The sequence below is a fragment of the Serratia sp. YWN4 genome, assembly GCF_055790845.1.
Genome location: NZ_CM147696.1, coordinates 2908889 through 2933095, shown reverse-complemented (window position 1 = coordinate 2933095; position 24207 = coordinate 2908889). Strand labels below are relative to the sequence as shown.

The following is a 24207-nucleotide window of genomic DNA, read 5'->3' as shown; positions in this document are numbered from 1 at the left end:
CAATTAGTGACCTACATCGCAACCTGAGTATTGTTTAAAACTCAAACTGGTACGCTGAGTTAAAATATTGTTAAAGCTTGGCCGTAAGTTGGGGGGCTGCGATGATAATTAGCAAAAATTTCAGGAGTAATAGCTTGGATAAGGTCTGGTTAAAACGTTACCCGGCAGATGTTCCGGCAGAGATTGACGCCGATCACTACACATCTCTGATCGAAGTATTTGAAAATGCGGCCTTACGTTATGCGGATCAGCCCGCTTTTATCAACATGGGCGAGGTGATGACCTTCCGCAAGTTGGAAGAGCGCAGCCGGGCGTTTGCTGCTTATCTGCAAAATGAATTGGGGCTGAAAAAGGGCGATCGTGTCGCACTGATGATGCCAAACCTGCTGCAATATCCGATCGCCCTGTTTGGTATTTTGCGTGCTGGCATGGTGGTGGTGAATGTCAACCCGCTGTATACACCGCGTGAATTGGAACATCAGTTGAACGATAGCGGCGCCAGCGCCATTGTGATTGTCTCCAACTTTGCCCATACGCTGGAAAAAGTGGTGTTCCAAACCCAGGTGAAACACGTGATTTTGACGCGCATGGGCGATCAGCTCTCTGCGGCCAAAGGTACGCTGGTGAACTTTGTGGTGAAATACATCAAGCGTTTGGTGCCTAAATACCATCTGCCGGACGCGATCTCTTTTCGCAGTGCGTTACAGCGTGGTCGTCGTCTGCAATACGTCAAACCGGATGTCGTCAATACCGACTTGGCCTTTCTGCAATATACCGGCGGCACCACCGGTGTGGCTAAAGGCGCGATGCTGACTCACCGTAATATGCAGGCTAACCTGGCTCAGGCGAAAGCAGCCTATGTTCCTTTGCTGCGTGACGGGCAGGAACTGGTGGTGACGGCGCTGCCGCTGTATCACATCTTTGCCTTGACGGTGAACTGCTTGCTGTTTGTGGAACTGGGAGGGCGCAGCCTGCTGATCACCAATCCGCGTGATATTCCAGGGATGGTGAAGGAATTGGCGAAATATCCGTTCACCGCCATGACCGGTGTGAACACATTATTCAATGCGTTGCTGAATAATGAAGATTTCCAGAAACTCGATTTTTCCACGCTGCGGCTGTCGGTAGGCGGCGGCATGTCGGTGCAGAAAGCGGTAGCGGAACGGTGGGAAAAACTGACTGGCAAACACTTGCTTGAGGGCTACGGCCTGACTGAATGCTCTCCGCTGGTATCAGGCAATCCGCACGATCTGAAGCATTATAGTGGTAGTATTGGTTTGCCGGTTCCCTCCACTGATATTCGTTTAGTGGATGATGATGGTAAAGATGTTCCTGCTGGTAATCCCGGTGAACTGTGGGTCAAAGGCCCGCAAGTTATGTTAGGCTATTGGCAGCGGCCAGACGCAACAGATGAAGTGTTGAAAGATGGCTGGCTCGCGACCGGAGATGTCGTTACAGTAGATGACGAAGGTTTTATTCGCATCGTCGATCGTAAGAAAGATATGATCCTGGTTTCCGGATTTAACGTTTATCCGAACGAAATCGAAGATGTGGTCAGCCAGCATCCGAAAGTTCTGGAGTGTGCGGCGATCGGCGTGCCGAGCGGGGCTTCTGGTGAAGCCGTGAAGATTTGTGTCGTGAAGAAAGACGCCTCACTCACCAGTGAGGAGTTGCTCACCCACTGCCGCCGGCATCTCACCGGGTATAAAGTGCCAAAAATTGTTGAGTTCCGTGACGAATTGCCGAAGTCGAACGTTGGCAAAATTTTGCGCCGGGAACTGCGTGACGAACAAAAAAAGCCGAAAGCAGCTGATGCTGCCTAGGTAATGTCGTTACAACTCCTTATTAACAACGCCGGTTTATGCCGGCGTTGTTGTGTTTGAATCATGAAATACCCATTTCCTCCGTGCAGGATAGCGGGTAAACGATAAAGAGAATGACGTTTTGAATTATCAGTTGATCACTACCGACGCTGGCTTGCAACAGGTCTGCGAGCAGGCAAGAAACCATGCCCAGATTGCGCTGGACACCGAGTTCGTAAGAACGCGTACCTATTATCCGCAGTTAGGCCTGATCCAGTTATACGATGGTGAACAACTTTCCCTGATTGATCCACTGCCCATCAAACAATGGCAGCCGTTTATCGATCTGCTGGCTGATACCGGCGTAGTGAAGTTCCTGCATGCCGGTAGTGAAGACCTGGAAGTTTTCCTCAATGCCTTCAAAACGCTGCCGACGCCGATGATTGATACTCAGATCCTGGCGGCGTTTAGCGGCCATGCGCTGTCTTGCGGTTTTGCCAAACTGGTGGCGGAGTATATGCAGGTCGAGCTGGATAAAAGTGAATCCCGTACCGACTGGTTGGCGCGGCCATTAACGGAGCGGCAGTGCATTTATGCTGCTGCCGATGTGTTCTATCTGTTGCCGATGGCCAAGCAACTGGTACAGGAAACCGAAGAAGCGGGCTGCACCGGGGCTGCACACAGTGAATGTTTATTGCTCTGCCAGCGTCGTAGTGAAACGTTAGCGCCAGAACTGGCATATCGCGAGATCACCAACGCCTGGCAATTGCGGCCGCGTCAGTTAGGCTGCTTGCAGAAACTGGCTGAATGGCGCTTGCGCCAGGCCCGTGAGCGCGATTTGGCGGTGAACTTTGTGGTGCGTGAAGAGAACCTGTGGGCCGTTGCCCGCTACATGCCAGCGTCGCTGGGGGAGCTTGATGCACTTGGGCTGAGTGGGCCGGAGATTCGTTATCATGGCAAAACGCTGGTTGCTCTGGTGGCAGAAGCTAACGCGCTTGATGAGTCAGCATTGCCTGAACCAATAACTAATCTGATCGACCAGCCGGGTTACAAGAAAGTCTTCAAGGAAATCAAAGCGGTTATTACCGAAGTGAGTGAAAAGAGCGGTTTAAGCAGCGAACTGCTGGCCTCACGTCGGCAGATTAACCAATTGCTAAATTGGCATTGGAAACTGAAAGGTAACGAGAATCAGCCTGAGTTAATCAGTGGCTGGCGTGGTGATTTATTGGCAGCACCCTTGCAGGATATCTTGAAGAATTATTAATCGCTAACCAGAAAAATGGGGCAGTGTAAGCCTGACTGTTCCATTTTTTGCAGAAATAACGTCGTAAAAAGTTTAACAACCGCTAAAAAATAATCCCTTCAGATTAATTGTGAATTATCTCGGTGCCAAAAAGATCGTTATTCGTGTTTCTTACCTTGCTGCATGTATATATATACAGTCACCCCCTGCATAAAATAGACAGGGGGTAATTAATGCGCTGCAATCATTTAGGTGTTTCTTCCGATTCCGGTAGCGTCACGTTCAGTTCAAGTACCGAAATATCGTCCCCTTTATGCTCGAACTGCACATGCAGCATTTCAGGATCGATTTGAATGTATTTACAAATTACCGCTAGAATGTCGCGTTTTAAATCAGGCAGATAGTGGGGCTCGCTGTCCCCACGGCGACGTTCTGCGACGATAATTTGCAGCCGTTCCTTGGCTACACTGGCTGTTGATTTTTTGCGGGACAGAAAGAAGTCTAACAAAGCCATGGTTTATCCCCCAAAAAGGCGTTTCAGGAAGCCCTTTTTCTCTTCTTCGATGAAGCGGAATGGGCGTTCTTCTCCTAACAGACGGTGAACGGTATCGTCATAGGCCTTACCGGCGTCTGACTCATTATCAAGGATAACAGGTTCACCCTGATTGGAGGCGCGTAATACGGACTGATCTTCCGGAATGACGCCAACCAGCGGAATACGCAGGATTTCCAGCACGTCTTCCATACTCAGCATGTCGCCACGGCTGACGCGGCCCGGATTGTAACGGGTCAGCAGCAGATGTTCCTTGATTGGTGGTTCCCCTTTCTCGGCACGGCGTGATTTGGAGGCCAGAATGCCAAGGATACGGTCGGAGTCACGTACGGAGGACACTTCCGGGTTGGTGGTGATGATAGCTTCATCGGCGAAATACAGCGCCATCAGCGCGCCGGTTTCGATACCCGCCGGAGAGTCGCAAACCACAAATTCAAATCCCATCTCGTCGAGATCGTTGAGGATTTTCTCAACGCCTTCGAAGGTCAGCGCATCTTTATCACGCGTTTGCGAAGCGGGCAGGATGTAGAGGTTCTCGGTGCGTTTGTCTTTGATTAACGCCTGGTTCAGCGTGGCATCACCCTGAATAACGTTAACAAAATCATAAACTACCCGGCGTTCACAGCCCATGATCAGGTCAAGATTACGCAGACCGATATCGAAGTCGATCACCACGGTTTTCTTGCCTTTTTGGGCTAAGCCGGTAGCAATGGCCGCGCTTGATGTGGTCTTGCCAACGCCCCCTTTACCCGATGTAACAACAATAATGCGTGCCATGAAATGGATTCCTTGTCAAAAGGGCTTAATTTAAAGGTTGTATGGTTAAAGCGTTATCCAACAGGCTGAGCCGCGCTGCCTGCCCGAAGAAGTCGGACGGGATCTGATCGCTCAACCAATACTGCCCTGCGATAGAGACTAGCTCAGCACCCAGGTGCGTACAAAAAATCTGGCACTGAGCATCGCCGGAGGCACCAGCCAGTGCACGGCCACGCATCGTGCCGTAAACATGAATGTTGCCGTCGGCAATCAATTCTGCACCGGCGCTGACGCTGCTGGTGACGATCAAATCACTGTTGCGGGCATAAATCTGTTGGCCGGAACGGACAGGAGCACTGATGATACGCGTTTTGGCGGGGGTATTTTCTGGCACCGGCGCGGCGACAGGAGCGGCCATCTTCTGGCTTTTACCTTCATTCAGCAATGGCAAACCGGCACGGGCGATCGCCCGTTTTTGCCGCTCGTCTTTGCAACCGCTGATACCGACCACACGTAAACCCGCAGCCGTGACAGCCTGTTGAATGTCTTTCCAGTTTGCATCACCGTTCAGCGTTGCAACATTGATCACAACAGGGGCATTTTTAAGAAAAGCCGGAGCTTGCTCCACCTTTTCCTGCAATGCCTGACGTATTACCTCGGGTTCCGAATTATACAAATGAACAACCGATAGGGTAAAACTGCTGCCTTTTAGCTCAATTGGCGATTGTGACATCTATCCTGACTCAGTCTCAGCAACGTTAAATCCCCAGAATGCCACTCGGGGTGCGATATTCCGAAGTACTATAAGCATGTTATAGTCAGAGTTATATCCAGGCAAGACGCTGCCTCAATTAAATAGAGTTAAAAAAATGCTTTGTGTGATCTATAGAAGCCCAAAACGTGATCAAACTTATCTTTATGTCGAAAAAAAAGACGATTTCTCTCGAGTGCCGGAAGAGTTGATGAAAAGCTTTGGTACGCCTCAGTTCTCGATGATGCTTTCACTCGACGGGCGCAAGAAATTGGCCTCGGCAGATATTGAAACGGTGAAAGAAGCGTTGCAACAGGATGGCTTTTATCTGCAATTCCCGCCACCGGTGGAAAACTTATTAAACCTGCATCTGTCTGACAGCAAGAAATAACCCTCACGGGTTTTCAGCGCGGAGTTAAACGCCGGTTCTTTGAATATTCTGATTCAGGCCGCAGGTCATCAAAGTTAGGGAAAGTCATGATGAAGTTATCGACAGCGTCGATAGTATTAACCGCGCTGATCCTCGGTGGCTGCGTTCGGCAGATTGTTGCGGCTCCGCTGCCTGCGCCATCAACGCAGGGCAGTTCGCTGGCGGAAACCGGACGCGATCCGGCTGAGTTCCCGGCTTATGTTGAGCAGTTGAAGCATCAAGCGCTGACGCAAGGCATCAGCCAGACGACGGTCGGCAGCGCTTTTGCCAACGTGCATTTTGTTGATCGGGTGGTCAACGCCGATCGCAATCAGTTGGAAAAGAAAACCACGCTGGACGATTATCTGAAGCGCGTATTACCGGCCTGGAAAATCCAGCGCGGGCGCGAAATGGCTCAGCAATATCAACCACAACTGGCACGAGCGGCCGCGCGTTATGGTGTGCCGGAGCGCTATATTGTTGCGTTGTGGGGCATGGAAAGTGGCTTTGGTAAGATACAGGGGAAGGAAGATGTCATTTCAGCCCTGGCGACCTTGGCGTTTGAAGGGCGGCGCGAGGCGTTTTTCAGTAAACAGTTGATGGCGGCACTGCATATTATTGAACAAGGGCATATCGATCCTGAGGGGCTGAAAGGCTCGTGGGCGGGGGCGATGGGGCAGTGTCAGTTTATGCCGACGTCGTTCCTGACTTATGCCGTAGACGGTGATGGCGATGGTCGTATTGATATCTGGAATAATCTTGATGATGTATTTGCCTCCACGGCTAATTATCTGGCGACAGAAGGTTGGAAGGCAGGTGTTGACTGGGGCCGCGAGGTGAAACTGCCCGTAGGATTCAATATCGCCAGCCTGGGGTTGCAAGATGCGCAGGCGCATTCTGTGAATCAATGGGCCGCACGCGGCGTTATGCTGCCGGATGGTTCCGCGTTGCCATCTTCCCGTTTACGCAGTTGGGTGATCGCGCCGGATGATCTACAAGGGCGGGCATTCCTGGTTTATGATAATTTTCGTACCCTCATGCACTGGAATCGCTCATATTATTTTGCGATCAGTGTGGGGATGATGGCCGACGGCATCGGGCAGTAATGCCGATGCCATAAGGGAGCCCGGAGTGGTGCCCTTGTTCAAATATGGGCTTGTATGCTGAGCCCCTACATGTGGTTGGGAGAGGTGATATGTATCAACATAGAGACTGGCAAGGTGCGTTGCTCGATTTCCCGGTAAGTAAAGTGGTCTGTGTCGGCAGCAACTATGCCGATCATATTAAGGAAATGGGCAGTGCGACATCGCCTGAACCCGTGGTATTTATCAAACCGGAAACGGCGCTGTGTGATATTCGCCAGCCAGTAGCGATCCCCAAAGGTTTGGGCTCGGTACACCACGAAGTTGAGTTGGCGGTGCTGATCGGTACTCCGTTGAAGCAGGCCAATGAAGATCGCGTAGCGCGTGCGATCGCCGGATACGGTGTGGCGTTGGACTTGACCCTGCGTGAGTTGCAAGCCGGGTTCAAGAAGGCCGGGCAACCGTGGGAGAAAGCCAAGGGTTTTGACGGTTCTTGCCCAATCTCCGGCTTTATTCCGGTGGCTGAGTTTGGCGATCCGCAAAATGCTGAACTGTCGTTGATCGTCAATGACCAACTGCGTCAGCAGGGTAATACCCGCGATATGATCACCCCGATTTTACCGTTGATCGCCTACATGAGCCGTTTCTTCACACTGCGTGCAGGTGACATCATTCTGACCGGTACGCCTCAGGGCGTCGGGCCGATGGTTTCCGGCGACATGCTGAAAATTTCCCTTAATGGTAAAGCACTCAGCACCCGCGTGATTTAATTTCTTGCTGCCTGCAACATTGATTGTGGCGTTGCAGGCAGAATCAGTTCGACAGCAGTAGGGAGGGGGTAACTGAAACTGCCTGGTTATTTCCTTTTGCATTGAGTGTCTATATAGTGCCCCCCTTGAAACCTGTACGCGGGTGCTCTGTTCATTTACCTATTTTGGATGTAGATATGTCACAACTCCCTTTTTGGCAACAGAAAACGCTGGATGAAATGTCTGAAGCAGAGTGGGAATCGCTGTGCGACGGTTGTGGCCAATGCTGCATGAATAAGCTGATCGACGAAGATACCGACGAAATCTATTTCACCAACGTTGCCTGCGATCAGCTCAATATTAAATCCTGCCAGTGCCGCAATTATGAGCGCCGGTTTGAGCTGGAAGAAGACTGCATCAAGCTGACGCGTGAAAACCTCACCACGTTCGACTGGCTACCGCCAACCTGTGCTTATCGCCTGATTGGTGAAGGTAAACCGCTATTCTCTTGGCATCCGCTGATCAGCGGTTCTAAGGCGGCGATGCACGGTGAACGCATTACGGTGCGCCATATCGCGGTACGCGAAAGCGAAGTGGTGGACTGGCAGGATCACATCTTAAATAAGCCAAGCTGGGCCAGGTAATCACTGATAGGTCAGTTTTCCCCAGCACCGGTAACGTGGCACAAGCTAAATCAGCGGTTGATGAAGCAGCGTTTCCAACACTTTCAGTGGCGCATTCTGCGGTGTTTTCATCGCCTTCACCGGCAGCAGGAAGGTCTGTTCCAGCATAAATTGCCCCGCCATGGCGGCGTGCGGTGTCTGATCGGAAAAGCAAATCCAACTGCTGCCCGGCGGGAATTCAATCGCCTGCTGCGGACCATTCTTCTGATATTCCATATCGGCTTTCATCGCATCATGCATTTGTAGCATCAGATGATCGTAATGACTGCGACGGGTTTTGGTAATTCCCACTTTATCCTGCAACCAACTGATAAAGGGCGAATAACGCCCGATCCGAGGTAGAAAACGCTGCGCCAACTCTGGGAACGGCTCACCGACACGCCAGAGACGGCTTTCACCATGGGGATTGATATTGGTGAAAATCCGTAGAATACGTTCACCGTAATTAGGGCGCGAAGGGAAAGCGTCGACATGAAGACGGGTGTCATCTTTACGCCATGAATTGCTGGCTTTCCAGGCAGAAATAGGGTGCAGGCGCAGGCTGTTGGTTGGCGTATGCAGCGTATGGCGATATTCGGGTAATACCGAAATCACCAACTCCTGGCAGGCCCGATGATGGCGAGCCAGTAATTTCTGCACGGCTTCACGCTTGTCTTCAACTGCCACGCCAGTCAGTTTCTGCTGCTCTGGCTGATAGCTGATATTTTTGCGTTTAGGATCGACCAACTCGGGGGTCAGTAAGGTTTTCTCAGCGTCGGTCAGATTAAAGGCCAGATGGGGGAAAAACAGTACTTTGCCTTGTTCGAGAGCGGCGACGGCATCTATAGAAGAAGGAGAGGTAGCACTCCAATCCCGATAGGGAAGCTGTATGATGGCAGCCTCCTGATTCATTTTAATCTCTGGCATTTTGTTCCCTTACGAAAATACCGCGCCTTTCTCACGGGTTTATCTGTCGAAAAGACAGGTGACTACACAGCCTGATAGGTTGAAGCACGGTGTTATATCTTACCTATGATAGATGTTTATAAACATAATCGGTATACGAAATTAAACAAAGAGTAAATAATGCTATAAATAAATAGCCTAGAGTTAATCTGATGGTGAATTATGAGCTTTATTTATTTTTGTTTATCTTAACAAATCGCGTCAAAATATATCCGCAATGAATAAAATGCGGGTTGTTTATATGAGTGAATGCTGGATGTATACATTTTTGAAACATACCTCAGTGGGCAAATTTTATAGCGGAAAAACAGATTGCTGCTCAAACACAACTTAATGTTATGTAAATTACGCCCTAAATCCTCTGTTCAAGCTTCTTTTTGAGCCCAATGTTAGGTAGTTTGTCGGTTACTCCCGCCCAGTAATGAGAGTTTAATGATGAAGATGGCACGTCTGTTTGCCGTGGCCGGGGCACTGATTGTGCTCGTTTACTTCTTCACACACACTTGATGTGAGGGGATTTTTGCAGTTATAGGCAATTCACTAAAAATGGCGCCAGAGGGCGCCATTTTTGCCAGATGGGCTGTTAGCGGCCGAACAGATCACGCCGGCGCTGACGAACAAATTGACTGATTAACACCAGCACAGCGACTAACAGATAGGCAGCGAAAATCCCCACTAACCACTGTGGCATTTCTAATGACAGGAACTGCCATTGGCGCACGGAACAATCACCCGAAGCGTGGAACACGGCTGGCAGCCATTTGTCGAGCGGCAACCAGGATGGGAAGTTGACGAAGAAATCACAGGTGTTGAATGGTGACGGGTGCAACTGGATCATGGTGTGCTTCCAGGCCAACTGTAAGCCCGCCCAGGCACTGTATATCCACAGCAAGATAGCCACATAGCGCAGCGGCGTTTTGGGTGCCATTGCACCTATCAGCCCAGCCCCGAGGATCCCGAACAGAGCGACGCGTTCGTAGATACACATCACACAAGGTTCCAGCAGCATTACGTGCTGAAAATAGAGAGCAACCAACTCCAGTACCAATGCAGTCAGGACCAGCAGCAGCCAAGCACCGCGCCCCTGTGAGCAACGGTTAAAGAATTGCAACATATATTTGTTCTTCCATGCAGTAAGCAATTGAACCGGCAGTGTAAACCAATTCATCCCCGCTGCCAGCTATCTGGACGCTATTCCGTGAAAAATAGTCACTGGCTACGGGGCGGTTATGGCGGTTAATGTGCCGTGATTGGGGCCACCGCGTCAAGCGATGGCAGCGTTAACCAGTGCCATTGGGTCAGCAAATCGGTGGCTGGAGCCAGCGTATGCTGCACGCACAACAGGCCGACCAGCGTCAGTACCAGCGTGTAAGGCAGCGCCATCCAGACCATACGGCCGTATGACAGACGCACTAACGGTGCTAATGCAGAAGTCAGCAGAAACAGGAACGCGGCTTGACCATTGGGTGTGGCCACAGAAGGCAGATTGGTGCCGGTATTGATGGCCACCGCCAGCATTTCGAATTGTTTGAGTGAAATGGTCCCGTTTTCCAGCGCCGCACGCGCTTCGTTAATATAGACCGTGCCGACAAAAACGTTGTCAGAAACCGACGAAAGCAGGCCGTTAAACAGATAGAACAGCGAAAGTTGCGCGGAAGGTTCTGCCTGCAAGACAAACTCAATCACCGGAGTAAACAGCCGTTGTTCAACGATCACCGCCACGATGGTAAAGAACACTGTCAACAGGGCAGTAAAGGGCAGGGCTTCCTGAAACGCTTTGCCGATGGCGTGTTCATCGGTGATACCGCACAGCGAGGTGGCCAGAATGATCACCGAAAGACCAATCAACCCAACCTCCGCCAGATGGAAAGCCAGCGCAATAACCAGCCAGACGCCAATCAATGCCTGCATCACCAGTTTCAGCTTTTCTTGGCGGTTACGTTTAGCGGTAGCTTTCCGATCGAACTCCTTCAGCACTTCACGTACACGTTCAGGCAACTTGGTGCCGTAACCAAATACCGCAAAACGTTCAACTAACAGACAGACCATTAGACCGCAGACAAACACGGGTAGTGTCACCGGTGCCATGCGCAGGAAAAACTCACCAAAGCCCCATCCGGCGCTTTTAGCGATGATCAGGTTCTGCGGTTCACCCACCATGGTCATGACGCCACCGAGAGCAGTACCGACACCGGCGTGCATCAGCAGGCTGCGCAAAAAGGCTCGGAACTGTTCCAGCGTCTGTTTATGATCTGGGTTGTCAATGCCGCTGTCGTCGCTGACGTCGGGATTATCGTCGGCACCTTTGGATGCGACATTGTGGTAGATCGAATAAAAACCGGTGCCGACGCTGATCACCACGGCAACCACCGTCAGAGCATCAAGGAAAGCGGAAAGCAAAGCTGCCGCGACGCAAAAGGCCAGCGACAGCAGCATTTTGGAGCGGATGTTGAGCAGCAGTTTGGTAAACACAAACAGCAGCAACTGCTTCATGAAATAGATACCGGCCACCATAAACACCAGCAGCAGCAACACTTCAAGATTGTTGCTGATCTCCTCACTGACGTGCGCGGGGCTGGTCATACCGATCAGGACAGCCTCAATGGCCAACAGACCACCAGGCTGCAACGGGTAACACTTCAGCGCCATTGCCAGCGTGAAGATAAACTCAATCACCAGCAACCAGCCAGCCACAAAGGGGTTGATCAGGAAGAACACTAACGGATTAATCACCAGAAAACTGATGATGGCTAATTTGTACCAGTCGGGAGATGACCCGAGAAAATTTTTTATCAATGCCGAGCGTATTGTCATATCCATGCTGTTTTCGCAAAACCTTCAAGAGAGTTAACGCGCTATACCCTAGCAACGGCCATGGGTATGATGCAATCCAAGCTTTGCTTTACGGGGGATATTTCTGCAACTCGGTGTTTTCGCATATTTTTTGCCGGGTTATGCACACTTTCGTTTAATGTTCTTTGCTCCCGCTATGTGATACCCCGGCGATCTGGTATGATCAGCCAACTACTATTACTGCTTATCGTCGCTACGGAACGTCAAACACATGGTTATAAAGGCGCAGAGTCCTGCCGGTTTCGCGGAAGAATATATTATTGAAAGTATTTGGAATAATCGCTTCCCCCCTGGCTCTATTTTGCCCGCGGAGCGTGAGCTTTCAGAACTGATTGGTGTTACGCGCACCACATTACGTGAAGTGTTACAGCGATTGGCTCGTGATGGCTGGTTGACTATTCAGCATGGCAAACCTACCAAAGTAAATAATTTTTGGGAAACTTCAGGTCTTAATATTCTGGAAACCCTGGCACGCCTCGATCACAACAGCGTGCCGCAACTGATCGACAACCTGTTAGCTGTGCGCACCAATATTGCCTCGATCTTTATCCGTGCCGCCGTGCGCAACTACCCAGAGCAGGCGCAGGAAGTGCTGGCGAAAGCCACCCAGGTTGAAGATAAGGCGGATGCGTTCAATCACCTTGACTATGAGATCTTCCGTGGGTTGGCGTTTGCTTCGGGTAACCCGATTTATGGCTTGATTCTCAATGGGTTGAAAGGGTTGTACACGCGTGTTGGCCGTTATTATTTCTCTAACCCTGAGGCGCGCAAACTGGCGCTCAGCTTCTACAACAAACTTTCTACCCTGTGCCATGAAAAAATGTACGATCAGGTGATGGATTGTGTACGTAACTACGGTAAAGAGAGTGGTGCAATCTGGCACAGCATGCAGGGCGCAATGCCGAGTGATTTGGCCGAAGCTCGCCGCTAGCCGGTGTCACGTCAAGTCAAAGGGGCGCTCGATGCGCCCCTTTGTCGTTTTAGCAGTTTATAACGTTGCGGGTCTTGGCGGGCAGCGATCGAGCAGCTCGACGCTGCCATCTTCGTTTTTCTGCTCCAGAATGATATCGAAACCCCACAGGCGATGAAGATGCTTCATCACTTCCCTGCGGCTCTTATCCAGTGGTGCGCGATCCTGCGGAATATAACGCAGCGTCAGTGAGCGATCGCCACGCAGATCAACATTCCAAATCTGAATATTCGGCTCATGATTGCTCAGGTTGTACTGGGCTGACAGCTCCTGGCGTATCGCACGGTAGCCTTCTTCGTTATGGATCGCCGAGATCTCCAGATAATTGTTGCGATCGTCATCCAGCACGGTGAACAAGCGGAAATCACGCATGACTTTCGGCGACAGGAACTGGCTGATAAAGCTCTCGTCCTTAAAATCACGCATGGCGAAATGCAGCGTGTCCAGCCAGTCTTTGCCCGCGATGTCAGGGAACCAGTAACGATCTTCCTCAGTCGGTGACTGGCAGATACGTTTGATGTCCTGGAACATGGCAAAGCCCAGTGCGTATGGGTTAATGCCGTTGTAATAGGGGCTGTTGTACGGCGGCTGGAACACCACGTTGGTATGGCTGTGCAGGAACTCCATCATGAAACGATCCGTCACACGCCCTTCATCATAAAGATGGTTAAGAATGGTGTAATGCCAGAAGGTTGCCCAGCCTTCGTTCATCACCTGCGTTTGTTTCTGCGGATAGAAATACTGGCTCACTTTACGCACGATGCGTAACACTTCACGCTGCCATGGTTCCAGCAGCGGGGCGTTTTTCTCCATAAAATAGAGAATATTTTCCTGCGGTTCACGTGGGTAACGCAGAGCCTGCTCTGGAAGCGCTTCGCGGTCTACGCGTGGCAGGGTTTTCCACAGCGAGTTAACCTGGCTTTGCAGATATTCCTCACGGTTTTTCTGCCGCGCTTTTTCTTCCAGCAGTGAGATTTTTTGTGGCCGTTTGTAGCGATCGACGCCGTAATTCATCAGCGCATGGCAGGAGTCGAGCAGTTTTTCCACTTCTTCAACGCCATAGCGCTCTTCGCACTGGCTGATGTAGTGGCGGGCAAACAGCAGGTAATCCACGATGGAGCTGGCATCGGTCCAACTGCGGAACAGATAGTTGTTCTTGAAAAACGAGTTGTGGCCATAGCAGGCATGCGCCATCACCAGTGCCTGCATGGTGATGGTATTTTCTTCCATCAGATAGGCAATGCACGGGTTGGAGTTGATCACAATTTCATAGGCCAAGCCTTGCTGACCTTGTTTATAGCGCTGCTCGGTTTCAATGAATTTTTTACCGAATGACCAGTGAGTATAGTTAATCGGCATGCCGACGCTGGAGTAGGCGTCCATCATCTGTTCAGAGGTAATGACCTCGATTTGATGCGGATAGGTGTCGAGCCGGTAATGTTTGGCCACCCGATCAACCTGCTCCAGATAGACCTGTAGCAGTTCGAACGTCCAGTCCGGTCCATCGCTCAGACGTTTATCTTCCTTAACCTTTTTATGTGTCGAAGTAGTCATCAGCGCACCCTCATTATTAGCGGACTCTGCTCATTTTGGCAGGCCTTGTATCAATCATAGTTCAAGTTGAAATAAACCGTTATATATCAGCAAAGTAAAATAAACACTTCATCACCGGTTTAGGCTTCAACCTACTTGTTACCGCGATCATACTGATACTCTGCGGTTATTTCTGCTGATTTATAGCCGAGAAGGTGCAGGGCCAAATGCCTCTTCTCTCTTTCGAGTATAGTCCGGCCGAAAGGCTGCGCAACCTGTGGCATGAGGGGGCGGTGCGGCCTTATTGGGTGGCCACAGCAGGTACGGTGATATCCAGACCGTAGAGCCGCAGCGTCGCTGGCGTATCTTCAATGCCAGCAAAGGTATAGCGAACCTTGACCGCTGCTTTTTCCGGGATGGTGATATCGGATTCACCCGGCAGCAGTGCCGCTTTCGGTGGGGAGATAAATCCCTCTTTATCCAGCAATAATAATGAATTGCGTTCATTGAGGTTCGCGAGACGCACGATCTTGTCGGTGTTGTTACGCAGTGCGATCGTGACTTTGTACTCTTGATCGGCCACTTTTTCGATAGTTGATACGGATGGAGCGACGTATTTGGTCAAAGTTTCTTTATCCATCACCACGATTGCACCATCGACGCTGCTGCCGGATTGGCGCCCATCATCCACCCCGTCTTTCACTCCGCTAAGAGCATCTTTCCCTGCGGTGATCACCCCGGAAACGACACTTTTGATGCCGTCTTTAACGACACCGGCCTCTTCAGCCAGTGCTGGAAACGCTGTCATTAGCGCGAATGCGAATGCAATTTTTTTCATATGAAGATCCTTCCCTAAGTTGACGTGATCCTGTTTCAGTCAGCCATCATAGCCTGATGAAAAAGCCGTTGACCATAAATCTTGTATGGGAAAAGCAGGATAGCGTTTTAGAGCGAGTTTTTTCTGCTGTGCGACTGTGGGGTTTTCACAATATTATATTTTGTTTAATCGCGTTTATATTAAAATTAAATTCTAATTTACCGCCATGGTTTTATATTTACATATCGTTAAATAAATGTTGCCAGCAAAGGTTATTGCTATGCTATCAATGCTGTCAATGTCAGCGGTAAAGGTGAGTTTTCTTCTTTTATGCCCCTTATTGCCACATCTTATCGCTATTTATAGGCGGCTATTGCAAAAGATATCCACTTGAATGATAAATTAACTGTGGATGTTGTCACGATTAACGATCAAGTTGTTTGCTAGTTTTTTACGCTGGGTTAATTTCTTGTGAACAGATGATTATGCTTTTCGAGAACTTGAGCTGGAGTCAATGATGCGTGTGGTCATTTTAGGGAGTGGAGTGGTCGGGGTGGCCAGTGCCTGGTATTTGGCAAAAGCCGGTCATGAGGTCACGGTTATCGATCGTCAAACGGGGCCAGCTATGGAGACCAGTGCGGCCAATGCGGGGCAGATCTCACCGGGCTATGCAGCGCCGTGGGCTGCACCGGGTGTGCCGCTGAAAGCGATTAAATGGATGTTCCAGCGCCATGCGCCGCTGGCGATACGTCTTGACGGCAGCAGCTTCCAGCTACGCTGGATGTGGCAGATGTTGAGAAACTGCGATACCGCCCACTATATGACCAACAAAGGCCGTATGGTGCGCCTGGCGGAATACAGCCGTGACTGTATCAAAGTGCTGCGTCAGGAAACCGGTATTCAATACGAAGGCCGTCAAGGTGGCACGCTGCAACTATTCCGTACTCAGCAGCAGTTTGAGAACGCTGCCAAGGATATCGCCGTGCTGGAAGATGCTGGGGTGCCTTATAAACTGCTGGAAGCCAGCCAATTGGCTACGGTTGAACCGGCGTTGGCACAGGTGGCTCATAAGTTGACCGGCGGTTTGCAGTTACCCAATGATGAAACCGGCGATTGCCAGCTGTTTACGCAGCAATTGGCGAAGCTGGCTCAACAGGCTGGCGTCAATTTTCTGTTCAACCGCAGCGTCGATCGCCTGTTGGTGGAGGGCGATAAAATCACCGGGGTGCAATGTGATGGCGAAGTGATAAAGGCAGACTGCTATGTGGTTGCGTTTGGGGCTTATTCCACCGCATTATTGCGCGATCTGGTTTCCATTCCGGTTTATCCACTGAAAGGCTATTCGCTGACGATCCCGATCACCGATGAGGCCGCCGCGCCTTTCTCTACCGTGCTGGATGAAACTTATAAAATCGCCATTACCCGTTTTGATCAGCGCATCCGCGTGGGGGGGATGGCCGAGATTGTCGGTTTCAATACCGAACTGGAACAGAAACGCCGCGAAACGCTGGAAATGGTGGTGCGCGATCTGTATCCAAACGGTGGCAGGATTGAAGATGCCACATTCTGGACCGGTTTGCGCCCGATGACGCCCGATGGCACACCGATCGTTGGCCGTACCGCACTGAAAAATCTCTATCTGAATACCGGCCATGGCACCTTGGGCTGGACCATGGCTTGTGGTTCCGGGCAGTTGCTCGCCGATCTGATTTCTGGCACCACACCAGCAATTCCGTCTGACGATTTGGCGGTGGCGCGTTATAGTGCTGGTTTTCGCCAGAGGCCAACGATCCCTCTGAATGATGTGCACCCGGCACGCTAAAAATTGATGAGTGCCGCAGGTTGTTGCCTGCGGCTTTTGCCATGGAGGCCGAAGGAGAACCGATGCCCCGCCCGATTACAGCCACACTGCATTTAGACGCATTTGCCAATAATTTACAGGTCGTTCGCCGTTTTGCTCCCACCGCTAAAGTCTGGTCGGTTGTTAAGGCTAATGCCTATGGACATGGCTTGAAGCATGTCTGGCGCAGCCTGGCACACACTGATGGTTTTGCCTTGCTCGATCTGGCCGAGGCCGTGCTGTTACGTGAGTCTGGCTGGAGCGGCCCGATTCTGCTACTGGAAGGTTTTTTCCAGCCCGCGGATTTATTGCTGATCGATCGTTATCGATTAACCACCGCCGTGAACAGTGACTGGCAACTTCAGGCGATTGCTGAAGCTCACCTGCAAGCACCTGTGGATGTCTACCTGAAGCTGAATAGCGGGATGAATCGCTTAGGGTTTGCTCCAGAACGTTTGCACAACGTCTGGCTGCAAGCACAGGAGTTGCGCAATATCGGGTCGATGACGTTGATGAGCCATTTTGCCACGGCCGATAGCGCCGAAGGCGTGGTGCAACAGATGGCAACGATCGAGCGTGCGGCGGCGGCAATCTCGCTGCCACGCTGCCTGGCGAACTCTGCCGCTACTTTGTGGCACCCAGCCACCCATGACAGTTGGGTGAGGCCGGGAATTATTCTTTATGGCGCGTCGCCCACCGGGCACTGGCGTGACATCGCTGACACGGGCCTGCAACCGACGATGACATTGAGCAGTGAGATTATTGGTATTCAGACGTTGAAGCAGGGCGATCGCGTTGGTTATGGCGGCCGCTATGCCGCTACTGGGCCGCAGCGTATCGGTATCGTGGCTTGTGGCTATGCCGATGGTTATCCGCGCCATGCACCAACCGGTACGCCAGTGTGGGTAGAGGGCGTACTGACAGGCACATTGGGTACCGTTTCGATGGATATGATGATGGTGGATCTGACACCTTGCCCACAGGCCACTATTGGTACCCAGGTGGAGCTATGGGGGCGGAACTTGCCGGTAGACAAGGTTGCGGCTGCGGCTGGCACGCTGGGTTACGAATTGCTGACCGGATTGGCGGCGCGGGTCACTGTTAACGCTGTCTGACAACTAGATTGGCAGGAGCCTCAAACAGTTCTGTTCATACTTTGAAATAGGTGAAAGCCAGTGAGTCACGGTATGATATTCACCGTCATTCTGTCGGCTTGGTAGCTAGCGTTGAGAACACTTATCTTCATTTTATGCATGATCGGTTATCTGCTGGTACTGGGCTACCTTGGCGTTTTTGTCACCGATAAAATCTGTGAAAAATCCAATAACTTCAGTAGGATTTGCCGCATGGTAGACATCTCTGAGCCCCATATTCAGAGGTAGGATGACGTCATGGAAGTGAACTTTTACCTCGTTAGAACAAGGCAAATAGCAAGACGACGGGTAGGCTCAGTGGCCAGGTCAGACCGATGACTATCGCACTTACGCAGCGAATTTTAATGGTATCCCTGCTGAGCAGATAGGTAAGAATCATAGAAATTAACAGGCCAATTAAGTAAATATGTTGCATTGTTGCCCACAGCGATGACATGAAACCGATCCTAGTTGTTTTTTCAGCCGCGCATTCTAGGAGGTTAACCTACGACAAGCAACGCTTTGCTCGGGCTTATGAACGCTACCTCAGGGCGTTTTGAGATGATTCTAAAACACTTATCAAAAATAATTATAAATATAGTTTGCTAATAACGGATGGTTATGAGTAAATAGCGTCATCGGTTTGTAGCACAGACCTTATGAAAGCAGTTTTAGTAAAGCAGTTCTCAGTATTAGTGATATCCGACAGATACCTCTTCTTCCGCGAATTCTCTTCTTTAGTGCCCCATAAGTTTCCACTGAATAGCAGACCTCATTCGCCACTATGGCGGCCTAAAAAATAATGAAGGAAGTATCTATGTCTAATAAAATGACTGGTTTAGTAAAATGGTTTGACGCGGGTAAAGGTTTTGGTTTTATTTCACCTGCTGATGGCAGCAAAGATGTGTTTGTGCATTTTTCCGCTATTCAGGGTAATGACTATAAAACTCTTGATGAAGGTCAGAAGGTTGAATTCACCATTGAAAATGGTGCTAAAGGCCCTTCAGCAGGCAACGTTACCGCGCTGTAATCTGAACCAGTAGTAGGGCGGTTGAACCTTGCAACAGCGATGATGGCAAAGACCGGAGCAGACAAGCGATAATCCGCACTACCTATTCAACTCCGGCTCAATGCCGGGGTTGAAGATTCCCCTCATCGAAAACAATCACCCAATATTCAAGACTTCAGCAACAGAAAAGTTTATTGAGAAAAGTAGGTTTTTCTGTTGTGAAAGGGCCGTGCTCAGGCCGTGTAACGCTGGAGTGTTCGATGAACGCTTACGCCGCACCATGACAGCCGGGAAAGTGACCGGCACACATTTCAACCCTGGCAGCAATGCCGGGGTTTTTCGTTTTACGGATATAATATTCAGACAGAAATAAAATCAGCCAGAAACCTGGGTTAGCTGGCTGATTGCGATTAAGAAGGGCTCTATGCCGTCTGTTTGTGGAAAAGCTCCCGGAATACCGGATAAATATCCTCTGGCTCACGGATATGCTGCATAGCAAAGTTTTCAAATGTTGCTTGCAGGTTTTCGTATTCGCGCCACAGCGTTTGATGGGCGCGGCGTGTGATCTCGATGTAGCTGTAGTAACGCACCATTGGCAGGATCTGTTTCGCCAGCAGTTCGTGACACAGCGGTGAATCATCTGCCCAGTTATCGCCGTCTGAAGCCTGTGCGGCATAGATGTTCCACTGCGCCGGATCGTAACGCTCCTCAACCACTTCCGCCATCAGCTTCAGCGCGCTGGAAACAATGGTCCCGCCAGTCTCTTGCGAGTAGAAAAATTCCTGCTCGTCCACCTCTTTGGCCTGCGTATGGTGGCGGATGTACACCACCTCGACATTCTTATAAGTCCGGCTCAGGAACAGATAGAGCAAAATATAAAAACGTTTGGCCATATCTTTAGTTGCCTGATCCATTGAACCCGAAACGTCCATCAGGCAGAACATGACCGCCTGGCTGGAAGGCTCCGGACGCCGCTCATAGTTTTTGTAGCGCAGATCGAAGGTGTCGATAAATGGCACGCTGGCGATTTTCTTGCGCAGTTCGGCAATTTCTTTACGCAGACGCTCCTCTTCCAACAGTTGCACCGGCTCGGTGTTTTCCAACTGGGTGAGGGTGTCTTCAAGCTCATGCAGTGCCCGCCGTTTACCTGCAGTCATGGCGGTTCGCCGCGCCAGTGAATTCTGCAACGAACGCACAACGCTGATATTGGCTGGCACACCGTTAGCGGTGTAACCGGCACGATGGGTTTTGTATTCAGTTAACTGCTTATACTGATTTTTCTTCAGGTTTGGCAGCGCCAAATCTTCAAATAACAGGTCGAGATACTCATCTTTGGAGATCTGGAAGACAAACTCATCTTCACCTTCTCCATCCTGGCTGGCGTTACCTTGGCCGCTACCACCGCCGCCGCCGCCACCTTGTGGGCGTTCAACGCGGTCATTTTGCACAAAGTGATCGTTACCTGGATGAACGCGATGATGTGTTCCGCCGCGCCCTTGATGAAACATCGGTTCGTTGATATCACCAGCAGGAATCGAAACCGATTCTCCGCTGTCTACATCGGTGACCGAACGCTTATTGATGGCTTCGGCAATCGACTGTTTGATTTGCGACTTATAACGGCGCAAGAAACGCTGGCGATTCACCATGCTCTTGTTTTTGCCATTCAGCCGTCGGTCAATGAAATAGGCCATAGTTCCCCCAAACGACGTTGCCAACTTTCGTACCCTTCATCAAGCCGCAGCATAGTGAGCTTATGGGCTAACCCCAGTCACTTATTTTTAAGTGACTGGGGATTCGCACATTTACCGCCTACCTGCAACTCGCACTATTCAGGGTATATAACGCTAACCTGCATTAGACGTTATGAGGATTTTCTCACCCGCAGATACCATTCACACAACAGGCGAACTTGTTTACGGGTATAGCCTTTCTCCATCATACGGTCGACGAAGTCATCGTGTTTCTTCTGCTCATCCGTTGAGGTTTTAGCATTAAAGGAAATGACCGGCAGCAACTCCTCGGTGTTCGAGAACATTTTCTTCTCGATAACCGTGCGCAGCTTCTCGTAACTGGTCCAGTTCGGATTCCGGCCGCTGTTATTGGCACGGGCACGCAGAACAAAGTTGACGATCTCGTTGCGGAAATCTTTCGGGTTGCTGATACCTGCCGGTTTTTCAATTTTCTCCAGTTCCGCGTTCAAAGATTCACGGTCAAACAGCTGGCCGGTATCTGGGTCACGGTACTCCTGATCCTGGATCCAGAAGTCAGCATAGGTCACGTAGCGGTCAAAAATGTTCTGGCCGTATTCGGAGTAAGATTCCAGATAGGCGGTCTGAATTTCCTTGCCGATAAACTCGGCATATTTCGGAATCAGATAGCCTTTCAGGTGCTCCAGATATTTTTCAGCCTGATCTTGTGGGAACTGCTCGCGCTCGATCTGCTGTTCCAACACGTAGAACAGATGGACCGGGTTGGCAGCCACTTCAACATGATCAAAATTGAACACCCGAGACAGAATTTTGAAGGCGAAACGGGTCGAAAGGCCGTTCATCCCTTCATCTACTCCGGCATAGTCGCGGTATTCCTGATACGACTTGGCCTTCGGATCGGTATCTTTCAGGCTTTCACCGTCATAAACCCGCATTTTCGAGTAGATACTCGAGTTTTCAGGTTCTTTCAGCCGCGAGAGCACGGTAAAGCGGGCCAGCGTTTCCAGTGTGCCAGGGGCGCACGGCGCGTGGGTCAGCTCACTGTGATCCAGCAGTTTGTCGTAGATTTTGATCTCTTCCGACACCCGCAGGCAGTAAGGCACCTTGACGATATAAACACGGTCGAGGAAAGCCTCGTTGTTTTTGTTGTTACGGAAGGTCACCCATTCCGATTCGTTCGAGTGCGCCAGAATAATACCGCTGAACGGCAGGGCAGAAATCCCCTCGGTCCCGTTGTAGTTACCTTCCTGGGTGGCAGTCAGCAGAGGATGCAGCACTTTAATCGGTGCTTTAAACATCTCGACGAACTCCATGATCCCTTGGTTGGCGCGGCACAGAGCACCGGAGTAGCCATAGGCGTCTGGATCGTTCTGCGCGTGGTTTTCCAGTTTACGGATATCCACTTTGCCCACCAGCGCGGAGATATCCTGGTTGTTCTCATCGCCCGGTTCGGTTTTGGCGATGGCAATCTGATCAAGTATGGAAGGACGAACCTTCACAACTTTGAATTTGGTGATGTCACCACCGAACTCATGCAGGCGTTTCGCGGCCCACGGCGACATAATGGTGCCGAGATAACGCGTTGGGATGTTGTATTCTTTTTCCAGAATATTGGCATCTTCCTGCGGGTTGAACAGGCACAGCGGATGGTCGTTGACCGGGCTGCGCTCACCGTTGGCACTCAGGGTATAAATTGGCACGCGTTGCATCAGCGCTTTCAAGCGTTCTGCCAGCGATGACTTACCGCCGCCCACCGGGCCCAGCAGGTAAAGGATCTGTTTCTTCTCTTCGAGGCCTTGAGCGGCGTGTTTCAGGTAGGAAACTATCTGTTCGATAGCTTCTTCCATGCCGTAGAATTCCTCAAATGCCGGATAGCGTGCGATCACTCTGTTAGAGAACAGGCGAGACATGCGAGACTCAAGCGCGGTGTCCACCATGACTGGTTCACCGATAGCCATGAGCAGACGTTCCGCCGCATTGGCATATGCACTGCGATCTTGCCGGCAAATGGTAAGAAATTCCTGCAGTGTGAACTCTTCGTCCTTGGCAGCTTCGTAGCGCTGGCGATAGTGGTCAAATATGTTCATGGTGATGCCCGTCCTTTCGTTATTAGCACAGGTTAAAGGGAGCTGGTATTTGTATTCTGGCTCCCGAAAGAGAGAAGTTATCTCTGAGTACAGCAACTCGTATGCCAACTTGGTGCGCTTATTATCGCGAGTTGCGCTGTATTGCCACTGAGCTCAGGATAAATTCACCTTCTGATTTAAGCGTAGTTGCATACTGAAAAATTTCCTGCATGAAAAACAGCTTTTTTTAAGTCATATCAATGACTCAGTTATTGCAGCCTGGCCAAATGCCTTGTCTGGCGCGGGTTGCGGCAGAATATGTCATGATTCTGCCATCAATAATTCATGCTTTCGTTCTAAGTTATTCGATCTTGGTCATTTTCTATTGTAAATATTAGGCAGGTAGTTACATTTTCACATAAACTATGCTTCATCGTTTACTCTGCTATTTATGGAAAAAACCAGTGAAGATATCTCATCTCAAAACGCTAGCCATTATTGCTTCTGCAATGGCGTGTGCGCACAGTGCTCAAGCAGGAAACTGGTCGCTTGGTGCAGGCGCGCTGGTTACGCCAGAGCCCTATCGTGGTTATCAAACCCGGGTTTATCCGGTGCCCATCATTAATTATGAGAATGACAATTTCTATTTTCGCAGCCTGACGGCCGGTTATTATCTGTGGAATGACCAACAGAACCAACTGAGCGTTATGGCGTACTACCTCCCACAGGGTTTTAAGCCTGGCGATAGTGATGATGAACGCATGAAGCGTTTAGATAAACGTCGCAGCACGCTGATGGCGGGGGTGACGTATTCACATAATGCAGAGTGGGGGACCATCCGTACTGCATTATCCGCTGATACGCTGAATAACAGTAATGGCATGTTGGGGGATGTAACCTACCTCCATCGCTTTATGCTGGATAGCTGGACGCTAGTGCCGGGCGTGGGTGTGACGTGGAGCAGTAAGAATCAAACGGATTATTACTATGGTGTTAGCGATAACGAATCTCGCCGTAGTGGGTTGAACAGTTATACGCCAGGTAATAGCTTCGCGCCTTATGTGGAACTGACGGCGAATTACAAGTTCAATTCAAATTGGAATGCGTTTATGACCGGTCGTTATATCAGCTTGTCTAACGAAGTGAAGGACAGCCCGATGGTCGATAAATCATATACGGCTCTTTTGCTGACCGGGGTGAGTTACAACTTCTGATGCCAAATGCACGATAATCGTGCGCAGGTTGCACCAAAAAGGGGCGATATCGCCCCTTTTGCTATATTATAGTGCAGTGCATTTAGG

At 50.4% G+C, this 24207-nt stretch carries 22 protein-coding genes and 1 pseudogene; 11 read left to right on the top strand and 12 right to left on the bottom strand.

The genetic code is table 11. The annotated features are described in order from the left end of the window. The first annotated feature begins 134 nt into the window (after nt 1-134). Together fadD and rnd are read left to right on the top strand one after the other, a co-directional pair. Complete coding sequence (fadD, locus tag ACX9GT_RS13940; protein WP_473187347.1) at nt 135-1823, top strand: long-chain-fatty-acid--CoA ligase FadD; 1689 nt, start codon at nt 135-137, stop codon at nt 1821-1823. Between the two features lie 121 nt (nt 1824-1944). Then, a complete protein-coding gene (gene rnd / locus ACX9GT_RS13935) occupies nt 1945-3066 on the top strand; it encodes a ribonuclease D (protein WP_473187346.1) in 1122 nt (373 codons plus the stop codon). Between the two features lie 223 nt (nt 3067-3289). On the opposite strand, the gene minE is transcribed toward rnd, so the two are convergent. Genes minE through minC form a run of 3 tightly spaced genes read right to left on the bottom strand, consistent with a single transcriptional unit; the run spans nt 3290 to nt 5087 of the window. After that, nucleotides 3290-3559, bottom strand: coding sequence for a cell division topological specificity factor MinE (gene minE, locus ACX9GT_RS13930; RefSeq protein WP_459402523.1), 270 nt, complete (start codon nt 3557-3559; stop codon nt 3290-3292). A gap of 3 nt (nt 3560-3562) precedes the next feature. After that, complete coding sequence (gene minD / locus ACX9GT_RS13925) at nt 3563-4375, bottom strand: septum site-determining protein MinD (protein WP_459402524.1); 813 nt, start codon at nt 4373-4375, stop codon at nt 3563-3565. A gap of 25 nt (nt 4376-4400) precedes the next feature. Beyond that, nucleotides 4401-5087: a septum site-determining protein MinC gene (gene minC, locus ACX9GT_RS13920; protein WP_473187345.1), complete on the bottom strand. Its 687-nt coding sequence runs from the start codon at nt 5085-5087 to the stop codon at nt 4401-4403. 136 nt (nt 5088-5223) lie between these two features. Here minC and ACX9GT_RS13915 point away from each other — a divergent pair, with 136 nt between their 5' ends. The 4 genes from ACX9GT_RS13915 to ACX9GT_RS13900 all read left to right on the top strand — a co-directional run bounded on the left by ACX9GT_RS13915 (nt 5224) and on the right by ACX9GT_RS13900 (nt 7989). After that, nucleotides 5224-5496, top strand: coding sequence for a YcgL domain-containing protein (locus ACX9GT_RS13915; protein ID WP_473187344.1), 273 nt, complete (start codon nt 5224-5226; stop codon nt 5494-5496). Between the two features lie 89 nt (nt 5497-5585). Next, the gene (locus ACX9GT_RS13910; RefSeq protein ID WP_473191590.1) at nt 5586-6620 is read left to right on the top strand and encodes a lytic murein transglycosylase; all 1035 of its coding nucleotides are present in this window, start codon (nt 5586-5588) and stop codon (nt 6618-6620) included. Between the two features lie 89 nt (nt 6621-6709). Next, the gene (locus tag ACX9GT_RS13905; protein WP_473187343.1) at nt 6710-7366 is read left to right on the top strand and encodes a fumarylacetoacetate hydrolase family protein; all 657 of its coding nucleotides are present in this window, start codon (nt 6710-6712) and stop codon (nt 7364-7366) included. 176 nt (nt 7367-7542) lie between these two features. Further along, nucleotides 7543-7989, top strand: a complete 447-nt coding sequence (locus ACX9GT_RS13900) for a YcgN family cysteine cluster protein (RefSeq protein WP_473187342.1) — start codon at nt 7543-7545, stop codon at nt 7987-7989. On the opposite strand, the gene ACX9GT_RS13895 is transcribed toward ACX9GT_RS13900, so the two are convergent. The 4 genes and pseudogenes from ACX9GT_RS13895 to nhaB all read right to left on the bottom strand — a co-directional run bounded on the left by ACX9GT_RS13895 (nt 7904) and on the right by nhaB (nt 11793). Beyond that, nucleotides 7904-8182, bottom strand: coding sequence for a hypothetical protein (locus tag ACX9GT_RS13895; protein WP_473191589.1), 279 nt, complete (start codon nt 8180-8182; stop codon nt 7904-7906). The two genes, ACX9GT_RS13900 and ACX9GT_RS13895, sit on opposite strands and share 86 nt — an antisense overlap. Next, nucleotides 8101-8919, bottom strand: a pseudogene (locus ACX9GT_RS13890) (Kdo hydroxylase family protein); the annotation flags it as partial. The pseudogene ACX9GT_RS13890 and the gene ACX9GT_RS13895, both read right to left, overlap by 82 nt. A gap of 637 nt (nt 8920-9556) precedes the next feature. Further along, nucleotides 9557-10087, bottom strand: coding sequence for a disulfide bond formation protein DsbB (dsbB, locus tag ACX9GT_RS13885; protein WP_473191588.1), 531 nt, complete (start codon nt 10085-10087; stop codon nt 9557-9559). Between the two features lie 122 nt (nt 10088-10209). Then, nucleotides 10210-11793 (bottom strand): sodium/proton antiporter NhaB, encoded by a 1584-nt coding sequence (gene nhaB / locus ACX9GT_RS13880; protein ID WP_473187341.1) that lies wholly within the window; start codon nt 11791-11793, stop codon nt 10210-10212. 244 nt (nt 11794-12037) lie between these two features. Between nhaB and fadR the strand changes: the two genes are divergently transcribed. Next, the gene (fadR, locus tag ACX9GT_RS13875; protein ID WP_459402532.1) at nt 12038-12757 is read left to right on the top strand and encodes a fatty acid metabolism transcriptional regulator FadR; all 720 of its coding nucleotides are present in this window, start codon (nt 12038-12040) and stop codon (nt 12755-12757) included. A 57-nt stretch (nt 12758-12814) separates the two neighbouring features. Here the strand turns inward: fadR and ACX9GT_RS13870 are convergent, their stop codons facing one another. Both ACX9GT_RS13870 and ACX9GT_RS13865 read right to left on the bottom strand, forming a co-directional pair. Next, nucleotides 12815-14350 carry a SpoVR family protein gene (locus ACX9GT_RS13870; RefSeq protein ID WP_473187340.1) on the bottom strand — a complete coding sequence of 512 codons (1536 nt, stop codon included), beginning with the start codon at nt 14348-14350 and terminating at the stop codon, nt 12815-12817. Between the two features lie 280 nt (nt 14351-14630). Continuing rightward, complete coding sequence (locus ACX9GT_RS13865; protein ID WP_473187339.1) at nt 14631-15167, bottom strand: hypothetical protein; 537 nt, start codon at nt 15165-15167, stop codon at nt 14631-14633. A gap of 496 nt (nt 15168-15663) precedes the next feature. Here ACX9GT_RS13865 and ACX9GT_RS13860 point away from each other — a divergent pair, with 496 nt between their 5' ends. Then, nucleotides 15664-16968, top strand: a complete 1305-nt coding sequence (locus ACX9GT_RS13860; protein ID WP_473191587.1) for a D-amino acid dehydrogenase — start codon at nt 15664-15666, stop codon at nt 16966-16968. A gap of 62 nt (nt 16969-17030) precedes the next feature. Next, nucleotides 17031-18101, top strand: coding sequence for a catabolic alanine racemase DadX (gene dadX / locus ACX9GT_RS13855; protein ID WP_473187338.1), 1071 nt, complete (start codon nt 17031-17033; stop codon nt 18099-18101). Between the two features lie 298 nt (nt 18102-18399). On the opposite strand, the gene ACX9GT_RS13850 is transcribed toward dadX, so the two are convergent. Continuing rightward, the gene (locus ACX9GT_RS13850; protein WP_473187337.1) at nt 18400-18576 is read right to left on the bottom strand and encodes a GhoT/OrtT family toxin; all 177 of its coding nucleotides are present in this window, start codon (nt 18574-18576) and stop codon (nt 18400-18402) included. A gap of 360 nt (nt 18577-18936) precedes the next feature. On the opposite strand from ACX9GT_RS13850, the gene cspE reads away from it, so the two are divergent. Continuing rightward, entirely contained in the window at nt 18937-19149 is a 213-nt protein-coding gene (cspE, locus tag ACX9GT_RS13845; protein WP_076940257.1) for a transcription antiterminator/RNA stability regulator CspE, read from the top strand. Between the two features lie 401 nt (nt 19150-19550). Here the strand turns inward: cspE and ACX9GT_RS13840 are convergent, their stop codons facing one another. Together ACX9GT_RS13840 and yeaG are read right to left on the bottom strand one after the other, a co-directional pair. Then, the gene (locus ACX9GT_RS13840; protein WP_473187336.1) at nt 19551-20822 is read right to left on the bottom strand and encodes a YeaH/YhbH family protein; all 1272 of its coding nucleotides are present in this window, start codon (nt 20820-20822) and stop codon (nt 19551-19553) included. Nucleotides 20823-20992: 170 nt separating this feature from the next. Then, nucleotides 20993-22927: a protein kinase YeaG gene (gene yeaG / locus ACX9GT_RS13835; protein ID WP_459402537.1), complete on the bottom strand. Its 1935-nt coding sequence runs from the start codon at nt 22925-22927 to the stop codon at nt 20993-20995. Nucleotides 22928-23415: 488 nt separating this feature from the next. On the opposite strand from yeaG, the gene ACX9GT_RS13830 reads away from it, so the two are divergent. Then, nucleotides 23416-24120, top strand: coding sequence for a MipA/OmpV family protein (locus ACX9GT_RS13830; RefSeq protein WP_473191586.1), 705 nt, complete (start codon nt 23416-23418; stop codon nt 24118-24120). Nucleotides 24121-24207 lie beyond the last annotated feature (87 nt).